This window comes from Stenotrophomonas sp. ATCM1_4 (genome assembly GCF_004348115.1).
Classification (GTDB): Bacteria; Pseudomonadota; Gammaproteobacteria; order Xanthomonadales; family Xanthomonadaceae; genus Stenotrophomonas; species Stenotrophomonas capsici.
Map to the genome: position 1 here is coordinate 3,329,413 of NZ_QPFB01000001.1, position 16,151 is coordinate 3,345,563.

The 16,151-nt window shown below is 69.0% G+C and carries 14 protein-coding genes; 2 read left to right on the plus strand and 12 right to left on the minus strand.

Annotated features, from left to right (window positions below; all coding sequences use genetic code 11):
* Positions 1-38: 38 nt before the first annotated feature.
* The 6 genes from ruvA to aspS form a co-directional block, all read right to left on the minus strand.
* Entirely contained in the window at positions 39-626 is a 588-nt protein-coding gene (gene ruvA / locus ATCM_RS15290) for a Holliday junction branch migration protein RuvA (protein WP_132865336.1), read from the minus strand.
* 136 nt (positions 627-762) lie between these two features.
* On the minus strand, positions 763-1,284 hold the full coding sequence (ruvC, locus tag ATCM_RS15295) for a crossover junction endodeoxyribonuclease RuvC (protein WP_132865337.1): 522 nt from the start codon (positions 1,282-1,284) through the stop codon (positions 763-765).
* A gap of 67 nt (positions 1,285-1,351) precedes the next feature.
* On the minus strand, positions 1,352-2,080 hold the full coding sequence (locus tag ATCM_RS15300) for a YebC/PmpR family DNA-binding transcriptional regulator (protein WP_132865338.1): 729 nt from the start codon (positions 2,078-2,080) through the stop codon (positions 1,352-1,354).
* Positions 2,081-2,144: 64 nt separating this feature from the next.
* On the minus strand, positions 2,145-2,795 hold the full coding sequence (locus tag ATCM_RS15305) for an alpha/beta fold hydrolase (RefSeq protein WP_132865339.1): 651 nt from the start codon (positions 2,793-2,795) through the stop codon (positions 2,145-2,147).
* Positions 2,796-2,888: 93 nt separating this feature from the next.
* A complete protein-coding gene (locus ATCM_RS15310) occupies positions 2,889-3,404 on the minus strand; it encodes a GNAT family N-acetyltransferase (RefSeq protein WP_207911854.1) in 516 nt (171 codons plus the stop codon).
* A 118-nt stretch (positions 3,405-3,522) separates the two neighbouring features.
* Positions 3,523-5,277, minus strand: a complete 1,755-nt coding sequence (gene aspS, locus ATCM_RS15315) for an aspartate--tRNA ligase (protein WP_132865341.1) — start codon at positions 5,275-5,277, stop codon at positions 3,523-3,525.
* 158 nt (positions 5,278-5,435) lie between these two features.
* Between aspS and ATCM_RS15320 the strand changes: the two genes are divergently transcribed.
* Positions 5,436-6,413, plus strand: a complete 978-nt coding sequence (locus ATCM_RS15320; RefSeq protein ID WP_132865342.1) for a DUF3011 domain-containing protein — start codon at positions 5,436-5,438, stop codon at positions 6,411-6,413.
* Positions 6,414-6,453: 40 nt separating this feature from the next.
* On the opposite strand, the gene ATCM_RS15325 is transcribed toward ATCM_RS15320, so the two are convergent.
* The 5 genes from ATCM_RS15325 to bla form a co-directional block, all read right to left on the minus strand.
* On the minus strand, positions 6,454-7,086 hold the full coding sequence (locus ATCM_RS15325) for a hypothetical protein (protein ID WP_132865343.1): 633 nt from the start codon (positions 7,084-7,086) through the stop codon (positions 6,454-6,456).
* Between the two features lie 42 nt (positions 7,087-7,128).
* Positions 7,129-7,752, minus strand: coding sequence for a hypothetical protein (locus tag ATCM_RS15330; RefSeq protein ID WP_132865344.1), 624 nt, complete (start codon positions 7,750-7,752; stop codon positions 7,129-7,131).
* A 95-nt stretch (positions 7,753-7,847) separates the two neighbouring features.
* Positions 7,848-10,607 carry a tetratricopeptide repeat protein gene (locus ATCM_RS15335; protein ID WP_165931197.1) on the minus strand — a complete coding sequence of 920 codons (2,760 nt, stop codon included), beginning with the start codon at positions 10,605-10,607 and terminating at the stop codon, positions 7,848-7,850.
* A 74-nt stretch (positions 10,608-10,681) separates the two neighbouring features.
* Positions 10,682-11,917, minus strand: coding sequence for a cation:proton antiporter (locus tag ATCM_RS15340; RefSeq protein WP_132865346.1), 1,236 nt, complete (start codon positions 11,915-11,917; stop codon positions 10,682-10,684).
* Positions 11,918-11,985: 68 nt separating this feature from the next.
* The gene (gene bla, locus ATCM_RS15345; RefSeq protein WP_132865347.1) at positions 11,986-12,876 is read right to left on the minus strand and encodes a class A beta-lactamase; all 891 of its coding nucleotides are present in this window, start codon (positions 12,874-12,876) and stop codon (positions 11,986-11,988) included.
* A gap of 166 nt (positions 12,877-13,042) precedes the next feature.
* Here bla and ATCM_RS15350 point away from each other — a divergent pair, with 166 nt between their 5' ends.
* Positions 13,043-13,912, plus strand: a complete 870-nt coding sequence (locus ATCM_RS15350; RefSeq protein ID WP_132865348.1) for a LysR family transcriptional regulator — start codon at positions 13,043-13,045, stop codon at positions 13,910-13,912.
* Positions 13,913-14,185: 273 nt separating this feature from the next.
* Here ATCM_RS15350 and ATCM_RS15355 read toward each other — a convergent pair whose 3' ends face one another.
* Positions 14,186-16,063 (minus strand): ATP-binding cassette domain-containing protein, encoded by a 1,878-nt coding sequence (locus ATCM_RS15355; RefSeq protein ID WP_132865349.1) that lies wholly within the window; start codon positions 16,061-16,063, stop codon positions 14,186-14,188.
* Between the last annotated feature and the right edge of the window lie 88 nt (positions 16,064-16,151).

Consider the following 16,151-nt stretch of genomic DNA (forward strand, 5'->3'; position numbering starts at 1 on the left):
GTTCTCGATATGGCGTCATGCGGCCGTGGATGAAGGGTTCAGCGCAACGCCGATTGCAGCGCCTTGCGGATCACCGTGGCGACATCGTCGCCCTCGGCTGCCGCATCGCGCGCCATCTTGGCCGCCTCGGCCGGTTTATAGCCCAGTTGCTGCAAAGCCACCGTCGCCTCGGAGACCGGGTCGGCGGCCAGCTGGCCGGCGATGGGCGCACCGCCGCCGGAAAAGTGGGCGGCACGGTCGCGCAGCTCCACCACCATGCGCTCGGCGGTCTTCTTGCCGATGCCGGGGATGCGGGTCAGCGCGGTGATGTCGCCGGCCTGGATCAGCCGCGCGAACTCGTCCACGCTCACCCCGGACAGCACCGCCAGCGCGATCTTGGCGCCGATGCCGGTAACCTTCTGCACGTCGCGGAACAGCCGCCGCTCGCCCTCGCGCAGGAAGCCGTACAGCGACACGCTGTCCTCCTTCTGCGCGTAATGGGTGTACAGCACGACCTCGCGGCCCACATCGGGCAGGTCGTAGAAGGTGCTCATCGGCGCTTCCAGCTCATAGCCGACGCCGTTGACGTCGATCATCAGCCACGGCGGTGCCTTGTAGGCCAGGATGCCGCGCAGTCGTCCGATCATGGGGCAGCCCTCCGGGCGGGAAAACGGGAAACAGGCAACGGCGCATGATGGACCACGGCGTCGACGGCGATGTGATAACCGGAACAGGAAGCACCGTCACTGCCGGCACCCCGCTCCCCCTGCCCTGTTTTCAGATTCACTTTCGACTCCAAGCCTTGCGCACGTCCACGCCCAGCCGGTTGGCAGTGGCGCGCACATGCGCGTGGGTGATGGCCACCGCCAGCGCATCGGCGGCGTCGGCCTGCAATTTGGTGTGCAGGTTGAGCATCAGCCCGACCATGTGCTGCACCTGCTGCTTCTCGGCGCCACCGCGGCCGACCACGGCCAGCTTGATCTCGGTGGCGGCGTACTCGCTGACCGGCAGGTCGCGCATCACCACCGCGCACAGCGCCGCGCCGCGTGCCTGGCCGAGCTTGAGCGCCGAGTCGGCGTTCTTGGCCATGAACACGCGCTCGATCGCCACTTCCTGTGGCTGGTACTCCTCGATCAGCGCGTGCAGCCCCTGCACCAGCAGCTTGAGCCGCTGCGGGAAGTCGGCCGCGCCCAGCAGCACCAGCGGGCAATGGTGGACATGCCGCGCCTTGCCGCTGGCATCGATGTCGATGATGCCGACGCCGGTACGTTGCGAGCCGGGGTCGATGCCGAGGATGCGGGTCATGGGGATGCCTGTGGAAGAAAGACGGCGCGCAGCATCGCAGGGCGCCGTCTCACCTGCCGGGACGGGATCAGCCTTCCAGGCTGGCCTGGTCCACGTTGGAGTACACGTCCTGCACGTCGTCCAGGTCTTCCAGCATGTCCAGCAGCTTCTTGACCTGCAGCACCGTGTCGCCTTCCACGGCGATGTCGTTCTCGGCGCGGAAGGTGATCTCGGCGTGGTCGGGCACCAGCCCGGCCGCTTCCATCGCTTCCTTCACCGCCTGGAACGATTCCGGCGCGGTGATGACGTCGATGGAGCCGTCGTCCGGGTAGACCACGATGTCGTCGGCACCGGCTTCGATGGCCGACTCGGTGGTCTTTTCCTCGTCGGCGCCCGGCGCATAGGTCAGCACGCCCAGGCGCTTGAACATGAAGGCCACCGAGCCTTCCGTGCCCAGGTTGCCGCCGCACTTGCTGAAGGCATGGCGCACGTCGGCCACGGTGCGCACGCGGTTGTCGGTCAGGCAGTCGACGATGACCGCCACGCCGCCCGGGGCATAGCCTTCGTAGCGGATTTCCTCGTACTCGACGCCTTCCAGCTCACCGGTGGCCTTCTTGATGGCGCGCTCGATCACGTCCTTGGACATGTTGGCGGCCAGGCCCTTGTCCATGGCCACGCGCAGCCGCGGGTTGTTGTTGGGGTCGCCTCCACCGCCGCGAGCGGCAACGCCGATCTCACGGATGATCTTGGTGAAAATCTTGCCGCGCTTCGCGTCAGACGCGTTTTTGCGGGCTTCGATGGAAGGACCTCTACCCATGGGATTTACCGTACATCTGTCAGGAACAGGGGGCGAATTCTACCTGATCCCCTCGCCGCGGCCGTCATCCGGCGTAACGCGCCGCCTCGCTGGGGAAGCGCCCCTGGCGCAGGAAGGCCGCCGTCATGGCCACCACCTCGGCCGAGAGCACCATCCCGGTGTGGCTGACCGGCACCACGCAATGGTCGGTCAGGCCCGGCAGGCGGGTTTCTTCCAGCCCGACGGTCCCGTCCGAGTCGCCGTGCAGGGCGCCCATCAGGGTGCCCAGGCCGTGGGCGACGTTGCCGGCGACTAGGCCCACTTCCGCGCGGCCATGCCATTCCGGCAGGCCATGCAGCAGCAGGCTGCCGCTGCGGCCCAATGCCTTGGACCAGCCATGCTCGGCCAGCGCGCGGGCGGTGCCGCTGCCGCACAGCGGCGAGCCCAGGCAGACCACGCGGGGAACGTCGAGATCGGGCGCCTGGCGCAGCGCCTCCAGCGCCACCAACCCGCCCAGGCTGTGCCCGACCAGGTGGATCGGGCCGCTGCCCCGCAGCCGCTCCAGCAGCGACGGCACCGCGATGTCGGGGCCGCCGAAGACGCTGGGATAGCCGAACAGGTCAACCCGGAAGCCCTGCTGGCGCAGGCGCAGCGCCAAGGGCATCAGCCAGGATCGGGGGTTCCAGATGCCATGCAGCAACAGCACACGCGGCTGGCGCGAAGAAGAATGCGACATGGGGGCAGTCTGGACGAAGTTCCGGGGAGCGCCAAGCGGTGTCGGTTGCCGGTGAGGGTGGGCGGGGCCTGCTTCTGGCCAATCCCGATGCGTTCAGCCCAACGGGCGGCGCAGGATGAACTCCTTGTCGCGCACCTGGCCCACCGGGAACTCGTAACTGCCCACCGGCACGAACCCCTGCCGGCCGTAGAAGCGCTGCGCGCCAAGGTTCTCCGACCACACGCCGATCCACAGCGCCTGCCCGCCGCGCGCCTGCAGCCATTGCAGTGCTTCGGCGAACAACTGCCCGCCGCGGCCACCGTTCTGGTGCTCGCGCAGCACGTACAGGCGCTTCAACTCTCCGTCGCCGGGCTGCACGTCGGCGTGCGGCAGACCACAGGGGCCGGCGAAGGCGAAGCCCACCGCTTGCCCGTCCACTTCCAGCAACCAGGCCGCGTAGTCGCCCGATGCCAGCTGCTGGCGCTGCCCGTCCACCGGATAGGCAGTGGCCAGGTAGTCGGCCAGGTCCTGCGGCGGGTACAGGTGGCCGAAGGTCTCCACGAAGGTACGTTCGGCCAGCGCGCACAACAGCGCGGCATCGTCGGGGGTGGCGCGGCGGATGTTCATCAGGTCAGGAGTGGAAAAGATAGGAGGAGGAACCACAGCACGGCGCCCTCATCCGCCCTCCGGGCACCTTCTCCCGCGAACGGGAGAAGGGAGCGGTATTCTCGCGCCTCGTTGATCCGACTCAGTCCTTGGTCTTTGGACGGACCTGGATGTGCACTTCGGCCAGCTGCACGTCGGCGATCGGCGACGGGGCGTCGGTCATCAGGCACTGCGCGCCGGTGGTCTTCGGGAACGGGATCACGTCACGGATGGACTCGGTGCCGGCCATCAGCGCGGCGATGCGGTCGATGCCGAAGGCGATGCCGCCGTGCGGCGGCGCGCCGTAGTTCAGCGCGTCGAGCAGGAAGCCGAACTTGGCGCGGGCCTCTTCGGCACCGATGCCCAGCAGCTCGAACACCGCGCTCTGCATCTCCGGGCGGTGGATGCGGATCGAGCCGCCACCGATCTCGTTGCCGTTGAGCACCATGTCGTAACCGCGCGAGACGGCGGTCCGGGCATTGGCGCGCAGGTCGGCCACGTCGTCCACCGCCGGGGCGGTGAAGGGGTGATGCAGGGCGACGTAACGCCGTTCTTCCTCGTCCCATTCGAACATCGGGAAGTCGGTGACCCACAGCGGGCGCCAGCCCTCGGCCACGCGGCCGAAGTCCTTGCCGGCCTTCAGGCGCAGCGCGCCCATGAAGTCGGACACCTTGTTGTAGCCACCGGCGCCGAAGAACACGATGTCACCGTTGCCGGCACCGACGTGCTTGAGCAGCGCGGCGAAGGCGTCCTCGGCGAAGAACTTCTGGATCGGCGAGCTGACCTCGCCGTTGTCGGCGATCTTGATGTAGGCCAGGCCCTTGGCACCGTACTTGGCGGCGTGGGCGGCGTATTCGTCGATCTGCTTGCGGCTGAGCGTGGCACCACCGGGGATGCGCAGCGCGGCCACGCGGCCGTCAGCGTCATTGGCCGCGGCGGTGAACACGGCGAATTCGCTGCCCTTGACCAGCTCGGCCACGTCGACCAGCTCCAGGTCGATGCGCAGGTCCGGCTTGTCCGAGCCGTAGCGGCGCATCGCCTCGGCCCAGGTCATGCGCGGGAACTGGGCGTCGAGCTCGACGTCGACCACTTCCTTGAAGATCGAGCGGATCATGTCCTCGACGAAGTCCTGCACGTCGCGCTCGCGCACGAAGGCGAACTCCATGTCCAGCTGGGTGAACTCCAGCTGGCGGTCGGCACGCAGGGCCTCGTCACGGAAGCAGCGGGCGATCTGGTAGTAGCGGTCGAAGCCGGCCACCATCAGGATCTGCTTGAACAGCTGCGGGCTCTGCGGCAGGGCATAGAACTCGCCCGGGTGCATGCGCGCCGGCACCAGGAAGTCGCGGGCGCCTTCCGGGGTGGCCTTGGTCAGGATCGGGGTCTCGATGTCCTGGAAGCCGCGCACGTCCAGGTGGCGGCGCAGCGCCTGCACCAGCTTGATGCGGGTGCGCTGCATGCGCTGCATCTCCGGACGGCGCAGGTCCAGGTAGCGGTACTTCAGGCGGGTGTCCTCGCCCGGGTTCTCATGGGCGTGGAACGGCAGCGGCGCGGCCTTGTTGAGGACGGTGATGGCGGTGGCGATCACCTCCACCTTGCCGGTGCGCATCTTGTCGTTGACCGCATGGCGGGCGCGCACCACGCCTTCGACCTGCAGCACGTCCTCGTAGCCCAGCGACGCGGCCACGGCGAACACCTCGGCGTTGTCGATCTCCACCGTCACCTGCACGATGCCCTCGTGATCGCGAAGATCGATGAAGCAGACGCCGCCCTGGTTACGGGCCACGTCGGTCCAGCCGGCGAGGGTCACGGTTTGGCCGATCAGGGTCTCATCGACCAGGCCGCAGAAATGGGTACGCATGGAAAACTCCGCAGGGGGACGCCGGCGCGGAAGCGCGCCGGTCAGCCCCGTATTTTGCGGCCGACGGCAGGCCGGGGCAAATCCGCCATTCAGTCACATGGGCTTAAGCGGGCTTGCCCCTATAGTTCCGCCACCTAAACCTGAACAGGGATGACGCCATGCATCGCCACCTTCTGCTCACCAGCCTGACCGCCCTGATGCCCCTGGCACTGCTCGCCGCGCCGGCCCACGCCCAGTCCTATGGCTACGACGGCGACACCATCCGCTGCGAGAGCAACAGCAACCGCCAACGGACCTGCGTGACCGGCTGGCGCGGCGCCACCGTGGTCCGCCAGCTCTCCGATACGCGCTGCGTCGAGGGCCGCAACTGGGGCATCAACAACGGCACCATCTGGGTCAGCGGCGGTTGCCGCGCCGAATTCGCCGAAAGCCGCGGCAACTGGGGCGGCGGCGGTGGCTGGGGCGGTGGTGGCAACCCCGGCAACAGCGGCACCATCCGCTGCGACAGCAATGACAACCGCCAGCGCGTCTGCAACACCGGCTGGCGCCGCAGCGTGCTGGTCCGCCAGCTGTCCAAGAGCCAGTGCGTGGAAGGCCGCAGCTGGGGCAGCAGCAACGGCAACGTGTGGGTGAGCAATGGCTGCCGGGCCGAGTTCGCCGAGGGCCGTGGCGGCAACTGGGGCGGCGGTGGCGGCGGCGGCAACTGGGAAGGCAACGCGGGCACGATCCGCTGCGAAAGCAACTCCGGCCGCCAGCAGGTCTGCCGCACCGGCTGGCGCAGCGCCACGCTGGTGCGCCAGCTCTCCGATACCCGCTGCATCGAAGGCCGCAACTGGGGCAGCAACAACGGTTCGATCTGGGTCAACGGCGGCTGCCGCGCCGAGTTCGCCGAAGGCCGTGGTGGCGGTTGGGGCGGCGGCGGTGGCGGTGGCTGGGGCGGTGGCAGCAACTACGTCGTCGAATGCGCCAGCGATGGCAACCGCATGCGCTCGTGCGCATGGGAGCGCCGCGCCGGCCGGCCGGTGGTGATCCGGCAGTTGTCCAGCTCGCCCTGCATCGAAGGTCGCAGCTGGGGCTACAACGGCAACAGCCTGTGGGTGAACAACGGCTGCCGGGCCCGCTTCGGCGCCCGCTGAAGCCGCGCCTGCCGCGGACGGAAACATGGAAAGGGCGCCGTCAGGCGCCCTTTTCCGTCGTGTCGCTGCCCCACGGCGGTGGCGGCGGCGTGATCGGGCGACTCAGGTCGAATTCAACCTGGAACAGCCGCCCGTCCGGCCGTGACAGCTCGTACAGGAAGCGGTGGCCGGGCTCGATTTCCATCGCCCAGGTGTTCTGCAGCGATGCGGCCATGCCCTCGGCGCTGAACATCGCCACCGATGCGGCATCCACCGGGAACTGCTGGCGCACGGCGGTGCCGGCGGCGACCGTGTCGCCACCATAGTGGGTCACCACATCCGGCGTGCCGTCTTCGTGGCGATGGTCGTGCTTCAGGCGCAGGCCGTCCCGCTGGCGGGTCAGCACCCAGGTCCGCGAGCGGTCCCCGCCGACATGGAACGGCACCCGCAGTTCGCGGGCCGGCGCATCGCAGCCCCGCACGTGCATGACCAGCGCCTTGCCTTCGAACGGATCCGGGGTGGTTGACGCCGGCACGTTGCGGACCACGCGCCCGGCAAAGGCCTGGCCGCAATGCGTGGCCACGGCGGCCATGAAGCGGTCGGCGGGGGCCGCATCGCCCGCCAGGGCAGGCAGGACGGGAAGCACTGCAACCAGCGGCAGGCAGGAAAGGAGACGACGGGATGGATGGTTCATGCCCCGACCCTAGCTGTTGCCCCCTGCCCCGGCAAGCCGCGGTCAGGGCGCCTGCGCCGGCAAGCCCCACGGCGGCGGCGGCAACGCCACCGGCCGGCGCAGATCGAACTCCACCCGGAACACCCGCCCGTCCGGCCGCGACAACTGGTAGCTGAAGCGTTGCCCCGGCTGTACGTCCACCGTCCAGTGGTTCTCCAGCGACGCCGGCAGGCCGATCCGCCGGAACATCGCGATCGACGGCGCGTCCACCGCGAACGCCTGCCGCCGCGCGCTCCCCGGCGGCAACGACAGGCCGCCGAAGTCACTGACCTCATCCGGGCTGCCATCCGCGCGCCACTGGTAGTGACGCAGCCTTAGGCCCTGTGCGACGCGGGTGAACACCCAGGTCCGGGAATGGTCATCGCCCACGTGCAGGGGCAAGCGCACCGCCTGCCCACCACGCGTGCATTCGGCGACATGCAGCACCGGTGGCTTGCCCTCGAAGGGGTCGGGCACGCTGGACGCCGGCTCGTTGACCGTCACCCGCCCGGCGAAGGCCTGCCCGCAGTGGCTCGCCAACGCCTGCATGAAGGCGTCGGCGGAGCGCGAGTCCTCGACACGGGCCGTGCAGCCGCTCGTCAGCAGCACCACTGCGCCCAGCGCTACGAACAGGGGGTTCCGTTGCATGCCCGCGACCCTAGCCACGCACGCGGCACCCGGCAATCGGACTGCGGCGCGATCATGGGCACACCCGCGCAGGAGGCCAGTTGGACTGGCCGATCCTAGCCGGCCGCGCACCCCGACACCGCCAGCAGCGACTGGGCACGCCGGCGAAGCGTGCTGGCCGGCAGCAACTCGCGTTCCACCGCCGTCCAGGCGATGCGCGCCTGTTCCTGTGCCGCCCTGCACTGCCCCGCCGCGGCCTGCGCGTCGGCCAGACGGACCCGTTGCTGCGCCGTCTCCACCGAATCGCGGCCGACCTGGCTTTCATACAGCCCCACCAGTTGCTGCAGGGTCTGCGCCGCGGCAGCGGCATCACCGGCCTTGCGTTGCCGCTCGGCCAGCACCGACAGGTAGCGCCGCTCCACGCGGATGTCATTGCCCTGCAGCTGTGCCTTGATCGCCGCCAGCGACTGATCGGCGCCGGCAAGGTCACCTTCGGCCACCAGCAACTGCACCCAGATCGCCTCGGCCAGCAGCCGGCGCGGATGCTCGGCCGCCACCTGCCGCGCCCAGCCCGCGCGTGCATGGGCGATCAATGGCCGCGCCTGCTGCAGCTGCCCTTCCTCGACCAGCAGGCGTGCCAGGTTGGCCTCCACGATCCACACCGGCGGCACGTCATCGCCCACGGTCGCGCGGCGGATGGCCAGGCTGCGCCGGAACAGCGCATCGGCGCTGGCCGCGTCACCGCGCGCCTGCTCCAGCCCTGCCAGATTGTTGAGCGTGATCCCGGCATCCATGGTCTGCGCCACGTCCAGCCGCACGTACTGGTCCAGGCCGTGCCGGTACTCGGCGGCGGCTTCGGCGTAACGCCCCAGGTCCTGCAGCACGGCGGCGCGTTCGTTGTGGATCGAAGCAACGTTGTCGTTGACCTCGCCGAACAGGTGCCGGGCCAGCACCAGTACTTCACCGCTGACGTCCAAGGCCTCCTGGTAACGGCCCTGGGCGGCGATGGCGCGCATCAGCACGTATTGCCCCGACCACCACTCGAAGGTCCGCGTGCCCCACGGGCGGCGCAGCTCGGCCGCATGGCGCAGCATCTTCTCGGCCGGCACGTAGTCGCCCTTCTCGATGTACATCAGCGCCTTGTTCTGGTTCACCGTGGCGATCCGCAGCGGGCTGCTTCCCAGCGCGTGGTGCATGCTCAATGCCCGATCGAACGCCTGCTCGGATTCATCGAAGCGACGCTGTATGTTCAACGCCAGCCCCAGCGAGTTGTAGGCCTGCGCGATGCGCAGCTGGCCGGGACGCGGGGCATCCAGTGCCAGCGACTGGCGGGCGAACTGCTCGGATTCCTTGCCGCGCTGCGCGTTGGCCAGCAACGTGGACAGCTCGTTGAGCGACACGGCGGTGATGTCGCGGCCGCTCGCCCCCGCCGCGGCGAGTACCGGGATGGCATCCCGGTACAACGCTTCGGCGCGCTTGACCTGGCCGATGTTCTGGAACGCCTGGGCCAGCACCGACTGCAGCCGGGCCTTGATCACCGGCGAGGTCCATTGCTGCTGGTCGATGCGCGCCTGGCTGGCCTCGAGCACCTCGCGCGCGGTGACGTCATTGCTGCCCCGCAACTCTCCCTTGCGGGGGTTGGCGGCGTCGAACGAGGAGACCAGGAAGTCGCTGACCTCTTGGGCGACGCGCGCCTCCTGCTCGGCGCGCGCACGCGCCTGGTCCAGCCGCCAGACGAACCAGGCAACCACCAGCAACACTACCAACAGCATGCCGGCGCCTTTCCAGTAGCGCCGGAACCAGCGCCCGGTGCGATACAACCGCCCGCCATTGCGGGCCTGCACCGGCCGATGCTGCTGGTAGCGGGTGATGTCGGCGGCCATCGCTTCCACCGACGGATAGCGCTGCTCGGGCGACACCGCGCCGGCGCGGACGACGATGGCGTCCAGGTCACCGCGCAGCGCCTTCGGCCACGGGCAATCGGCACCGGCGACCCGGCTGGGAGAGGCCACCGCCTGGCCGGCGTCGAGCGCGCCGCGTCGCCCGCCCTTGCCGGCCAGCAGCTCCAGCAACAGGCAGCCGAGGCTGAACACATCACCGGCCACCCCGACCGACTGCCCGGACTGCAGCTCCGGTGCCGCGTAGGCCGGGGTGAAAAACTGCCCGCGGCCTGCATCCTCCTGTTCCTCCTCCAACAGGCGCGAGACACCGAAGTCCAGCAGCACCGGCTCGCCGTCGGCGCGCACCAGGATGTTGGCGGGCTTGAGGTCGCAATGCAGTACCAGGCGCGCATGCGCGGCCTGCACGGCGCTGCAGATCTTCAGGAACAGGGCCAGGCGCTGCTGCAGGTCCAGCTGCTTCCGGTTGCAGTACACGTCCAGCGGCTCGCCGCGCACGTACTCCATCACCAGGTAGGGCTGGCCCGCCGGCGTGCTGCCACCGTCGTACAAGCGCGCGATGTTGGGATGCTGCAGGCTGGCCAGGATGCGCCGCTCCGCTGCCAGCCGCTCGGCCACGCGCGCACCCGGCGCGCCCTGCAGGAACTTGATCGCCACTTCCTGGACGTACAACTCATCGGCGCGCTCGGCGCGGAACACGATGCCCATGCCACCGCTGGCCAGCCGCTCGCGCAGGCGCCAGGGGCCGATGCGGTCACCTTCGGCCAGCTCCGACGCGATCACCGCACCGAGCAACTGCTCCAGTGGCTCGCGTGCGCTGCGCAACTCGCGCGTCTGCGCGTGCAGCAATTCCAGCGCCTCGGCGATCACTTCCGGATCGCCGCTCAGGCGCGCGAGTTCGGCCCGCCACTGCGACGGTTCCATCTCGCACACCGCATCGAACAACGCCCGCACCTGCTGCCAGCTGTTCCGTTCCATCGCCATCCCCCAGGGCTGCGTCGTCCGGGCGACGAGGCATGCCGGCAGCGATCATAACGGGACGTTCGGCGTGATCAGGCGTCTCTTACGGCGGCCTGTTCGGTTCCGGGCATTGCGTCGGGTTCTCTTACGGCGTCGTCCTGCAACGCGTGATCGGCACCGGGCTCGGACTCGTTCTGCAGCGGATCCACGTCCAGCGGGCGGCGGAACACCAGCGACGGCAGCAGCGTGGTCAGCGCCGCGTACAGCAGCAGTGCACCAAACAATACCGCCGGAATGGCGAAGCGCTCGCGCATGATCGCGGCCAGTACCAGGGTGAAGATCAGCGTCGGCGACAGTGCTAACGCCACCCGCAGGCTGGAACGGAAACTCTCGCCGAACATCAGCCGGCGTTGCAGCCAGACCACGCCGATGCGCAACGGCAGCACCACCAGCGTGATCACCAGCCCCAGCCCCAGCGCCTCGAAGCTCAGCGCTTCGCTCGGCACCTTGGTGCCGGCATTGAAGAAGTAGAACGGCACGAAGAACGAAGCGAACAGGCGCAGCGCATGCAGGTTGTCATGCGAGGCCAACGACGGCATGCGCTGCTGCAGGAGGCGTGCCACCAGCCCTGCGATGAAGGCGCCCACCAGGTAATACACGCCCAGCGAATAGGTGATGTAGGCCGCGAGCATGCCCACCATCACCAGCAGCGAGAACTCCGAGCCGGGTGCATGCGGCGCCACCCAGCGCCCCAGGGCGATGAACAGCAACGGCAGGCCGACCATCATCGCGATCAGGGCCAGGCTGGACAGCCCCATGTGCAGCGGATCCCCGGCCTGCAGCACGACGAACAGCGCCGCCAGCGCCAGCAGTTCACCGGCAATGGCCTTGCTGCTCACCCAGAACCGTTCGGCCTCGTCCAGCCCGAGCTGCGACAGCGAGTCCATGATGAAGCCGGTCGACGGCGTCAGCAGCGCCAGCGCCAGCAGGGCCGCGGCCTGCCACGGGAGGCCGGCGTAATGCCAGGCCAGCCAGGCCACGCCGGTGAGCGTGGCGCTGCGGATCACCAGATGCGCCAACAGCGGCCACATGCCCTTGCGCAGGTCGGCCAGGTCAACCTCCAGGCCGGCGAACAGGAACAGCGAGGAGATGCCCAGCGTGGCCAGCAGGCCGACCACCGGGTCGTGCGCGCTGTTGCCCAGCCACAGCATCGCGGCGATGCCGAACACCAGGCAGCTCAGCGGGGCGGGAATACTGAAACGCTGCAGCGCGCGCGGGATCACCAGCAACGCGAAGATCAGCAGCAGGTAGATGAGTTCCTTGCTCATGGGAGCCTTTTGATTGCGACCGGATGCGCGGGTTGCGCGCACCGGCCACTGCCCCCGCGACGAACCCGTCAGCGCAGGCGGGCGCCAGCAAGCTCCCCCACGCGGCGCAGGATGCCATTGCGGCCGTCATCGTCCAGTGCAGAACCCTGCAGATAGCTGGCCAGGATCCACGGTGAACCGCCCGCGGCCGGCCACAGCACGGCGATGTCGTTGGTGGTGTCCCTGCCGTTGCTGCCGGTCTTGTCACCGACCCGCCAGCCTTCGGGCAGGCCGGCCCGCAGGCGGGCATCGCCGGTTTCGTTGTCGATCAGCCAGTCCGCCAGCTGCTGGCGCGCAGCGGTGCCGAGCGCATCACCGAGCACGAACCGCTGCAGGTTGCCGGCCATCGCCGCCGGGCTGGTGGTGTCACGCGGGTCGTCCGGCGCGAAGCGGTTGGCTTCCGGCTCGTAGCGCGCGGTGACGGTCACCGCATCGCCCTGCGCGCGCAGGAACGCGGTCAGCCCGGCCGGCTCGCCGACCAGCGGCAGCAGCAGGTTGGCCGCCGCGTTGTCGCTGACGATCATCGTGGTCCGGCACAGGTCGCGCACGGTCATGTCCTTGCCGACATGGCGCTCGGTGCCCGGCGAGTTGCTGAGGATGTCATGCGCGCGCACCGGCACGCGCCGGTCCAGCGACAGCTGCCCTTGGTCGGCGGCATGCAGTACCGCCGCCGACAACAGGAACTTGAAGGTGCTGCACATCGGGAAGCGCTCCTCCATGCGGTGACCGATGCGCACGCCGCTGTCCGGATTCCACAGGCATACGCCGAGCCGGCCGCCACTGAGCGCTTCCAGCGCCGCGAAGTCATCGCCCGCCGGCGTCGCGCCGGCGCCCGCCCCAAGGCGCGCCAGCGCAGGCATGGCCACGCTGCTGAGCAGGGCGGCACCTCCGAACTTCAGGAATTGGCGGCGGGCAAGCATGCGAACGCTCCTTGGCAATGGGTGGCCGTGAGTATTGGAAACCCGCCCCCTCGCCACCAGCGCGAATAATCAGCGGGAGCCATTAGATAAATTTGTGGCAATCACCCAAAACGGATCGCGGGAAGCGGAATAATGCCCCCGTCCATCATCACGCGTTATGGCTGCCATGATCCGCCCCCAGCTCCCGCTCAATGCCCTGCGTGCCTTCGAGGCGGCGGCCCGGCACCTCAACTTCACCCGTGCGGCGCTGGAACTGTGCGTCAGCCAGGCCGCGTTGAGCCACCAGATCCGGACACTGGAGGACCGCCTGCAGGTCAGCCTGTTCCATCGCCTGCCGCGTGGGGTGGCACTGACCGACGAGGGCGCGGCGCTGTACCCGGTGCTGACCGAGGCCTTCGACCGCATGGCGATCGCACTGGACCGCTTCGTCGGCGGTCGCTTCCGCGAAGTACTGACGGTGGGCGTGGTCGGCACCTTCGCCACCGGCTGGCTGCTGCCGCGGCTGGTCGATTTCGAGGCCGCGCATCCGGACATCGAACTGCGCGTGCAGACCCACAACAACCGCATCGATCTGGCTGGCGAAGGCCTGGATTTCGCGATCCGCTTCGGCGACGGCGACTGGCAGGGCCAGGACTGCACGGCCATCGTCGATGCCCCGTTCGCACCTGCCTGCGCTCCGGCGCTGGCGCGCCGGCTCAAGCGTGCGCGCGACCTGGCCAACGTACCGTTGCTGCGCTCGTACCGCGGCGATGAGTGGCCGCGCTGGTTGCAGGCGGCCGGTGTCAGTGGCGTGGAAGCCCGCGGGCCGATGTTCGACTCTTCGCTGACGCTGGCCAGCGCAGCCGCGGCGGGGACCGGCGTGGCCTTGCTGCCGCTGCGCATGTTCGAGCAGGAACTGGCCGAGGGGCGATTGGTGCAACCGTTCGCGCAGACATTGGCGCTCGGGCGTTACTGGTTGACGCGGCTGCGCTCACGCGAGGAGCGTGAGGCGATGAAGCGGTTCCGATTGTGGTTGGGGGGGCAGGAAGGGGGTTAGGCCGGTGGCTGGCCTTGGGCGGCGTGACGGGAGCAAAAGCAGGAAGCGGGGAACGGGAGCAGACACTACCCCTCCCCAGCCCTCCCCTTGGCTGCGCCAAAGGGAGGGGGCGGTTCATGCGATCTGGCAGCGCGCCGCCAAGCCTGCTCTTGCCCCTCCCTTTGGCGCAGCCAAGGGGAGGGTTGGGGAGGGGTCGGCTTTGGCTGTTGCAGTTGCCGGGAATGCCTTTATTCCAGCACTCTGGGCGTCGCGGCCCAGCCCGCATCTGCCGCGTCAGTCGCCCAGCAGTTCCATCCAGGCGGCCTCGGCTTGTTCGAGCTGCTGCGCCAACACCTCGCGTTCGCCGCCGAGCTTGCCCATCTTCGCCGCGTCGGCGTAGTTGGCCGGGTCGGCGAGCTGGCGGTCGATGTCAGCCAACGATGCGCCCAGCTGCTCTACCTTCTTCTCGGCCGCTTCCAGCTTGTGCGGGTTGACCGGCTTCTTCGCCGTCGCCGGCTTGGCCGGGGCTACCTGCTGCACCGGGGCCGGGGCGGGTGCCTTCTCGACGCGGTCGGACTTGTTGCGTGAGCCCTGCGCGCTGGCACGGGTACGCAGCCATGCGGCGTACTCGTCCAGGTCACCGGCGAACGGCTCGACCACGCCGTCGGCCACGCGCCAGAAGGTGTCGCAGACCAGGCCGATCAGGTGGCGGTCGTGCGAGACCATCACGATCGCGCCTTCGAAGATGCTCAGCGCTTCGGCCAGCGCCTCGCGCATTTCCAGGTCCAGGTGGTTGGTCGGCTCGTCGAGCAGCAGCACGTTGGGCTGCTGCCAGGCGATCAGCGCCAGCGCCAGGCGTGCACGTTCACCGCCGGAGAACCCGTCCACCGGCTCGAAGGCGCGGTCACCCGGGAAATTCCACTTGCCCAGGAAGTCGCGGAAGTTCTGGTTCACGCCGTCCGGGTCGATATCGCGGAAGTGGTCCATCGGCGTGGCCCCTTCGCGCAGCGACTCGACCGTGTGCTGGGCGAAGTAGCCGATCTTCATGTCCGGGTGCGCGCTGCGCTCGCCGGCCAGCGGCGACAGGTCGCCCACCAGGGTCTTCACCAGCGTGGTCTTGCCGGCGCCGTTCGGCCCGAGCAGGCCCACGCGCTGGCCGGCCTCCAGGCCGAAGCCCACGTCCTTCAGGATCACCGCATCGTCGCCATAGCCGGCGTTGACGTGGTTCAGGCGGATCAGCGAGAACGGCAGCTTGGCCGGCTCGGAGAACTCGATGCGGAACTCGCGCTCGGCGCGCACCGCCTCGGTGCCGGCCATCTTGGCCAGGCGCTTCATGCGGCTCTGCGCCTGGGTGGCCTTGCTGGCCTGCGCCTTGAAGCGGTCGATGAAGCTCTGCAGGTGGGCGCGCTCGGCCTGTTCCTTCTCGTGCGCGATCTGCTGCTGGCGCAGGTGCTCGGCGCGCTGGCGCTCGAAGTCGGTGTAACCGCCCACGTACAGCTTGGCGCTGCCGCCATGCAGGTGCAGGGTGTGGGTGGCCACGTTGTCCAAGAACTCGCGGTCATGCGAGATCAGCAGCAGCGTGCCCGGGTACTTGAGCAGCCACTGCTCCAGCCAGTACACCGCGTCCAGGTCCAGGTGGTTGGTGGGTTCGTCAAGCAGCAGCAGGTCGCTGGGCATCATCAGCGCGCGGGCCAGGTTCAGGCGTGCGCGCCAGCCACCGGAGAACGCCGCCACCGGACGGTTGTGGGTCTCGGCCGGGAAGCCCAGGCCGTGCAGCAGCTTGCCGGCGCGTGCCTCCGCGTCATAGGCGCCCAGCTCGGCCATCTTCTGGTGGGCATTGGCCACCGCTTCCCAGTCCTCGCGCTCGGCGGCGGCCGCTTCCTCGGCCAGCACCGCGGCCACCACGTCATCACCACCCAGCACGAAGTCGATGGCCCGGTCGGGCAGTGCCGGGGTTTCCTGCGCCACGTCGGCGATGCGGATCTTGCCCGGCAGCGACACGTCGCCCTTGTCGGCTTCCAGCTCGCCGCGCACGGCGGCAAACAGGCTGGATTTGCCGGCACCGTTGCGGCCCACCACACCGACGCGGTAGCCGGCATGCAGGGTGAGGTCGACGTTGGACAACAGCAGGCGCTCGCCCCGGCGGAGGGCGAAATTACGAAGGGCAATCATGAGGGGGTCCGTTATAACGAAAAGGAATGTAGACGTAAGGAACATTCCTGCGACGCGATTCTAGCGTTAACGAATACTTGACTCACTT

Coding starts and splice junctions, on each gene's coding strand:
- ruvA (WP_132865336.1), bottom strand. CDS start 626: ATGATCGGACGACTGCGCGGCATCCTGGCCTACAAGGCACCGCCGTGG.
- ruvC (WP_132865337.1), bottom strand. CDS start 1,284: ATGACCCGCATCCTCGGCATCGACCCCGGCTCGCAACGTACCGGCGTC.
- ATCM_RS15300 (WP_132865338.1), bottom strand. CDS start 2,080: ATGGGTAGAGGTCCTTCCATCGAAGCCCGCAAAAACGCGTCTGACGCG.
- ATCM_RS15305 (WP_132865339.1), bottom strand. CDS start 2,795: ATGTCGCATTCTTCTTCGCGCCAGCCGCGTGTGCTGTTGCTGCATGGC.
- aspS (WP_132865341.1), bottom strand. CDS start 5,277: ATGCGTACCCATTTCTGCGGCCTGGTCGATGAGACCCTGATCGGCCAA.
- ATCM_RS15320 (WP_132865342.1), top strand. CDS start 5,436: ATGCATCGCCACCTTCTGCTCACCAGCCTGACCGCCCTGATGCCCCTG.
- ATCM_RS15325 (WP_132865343.1), bottom strand. CDS start 7,086: ATGAACCATCCATCCCGTCGTCTCCTTTCCTGCCTGCCGCTGGTTGCA.
- ATCM_RS15330 (WP_132865344.1), bottom strand. CDS start 7,752: ATGCAACGGAACCCCCTGTTCGTAGCGCTGGGCGCAGTGGTGCTGCTG.
- ATCM_RS15335 (WP_165931197.1), bottom strand. CDS start 10,607: ATGGAACGGAACAGCTGGCAGCAGGTGCGGGCGTTGTTCGATGCGGTG.
- ATCM_RS15340 (WP_132865346.1), bottom strand. CDS start 11,917: ATGAGCAAGGAACTCATCTACCTGCTGCTGATCTTCGCGTTGCTGGTG.
- bla (WP_132865347.1), bottom strand. CDS start 12,876: ATGCTTGCCCGCCGCCAATTCCTGAAGTTCGGAGGTGCCGCCCTGCTC.
- ATCM_RS15350 (WP_132865348.1), top strand. CDS start 13,043: ATGATCCGCCCCCAGCTCCCGCTCAATGCCCTGCGTGCCTTCGAGGCG.
- ATCM_RS15355 (WP_132865349.1), bottom strand. CDS start 16,063: ATGATTGCCCTTCGTAATTTCGCCCTCCGCCGGGGCGAGCGCCTGCTG.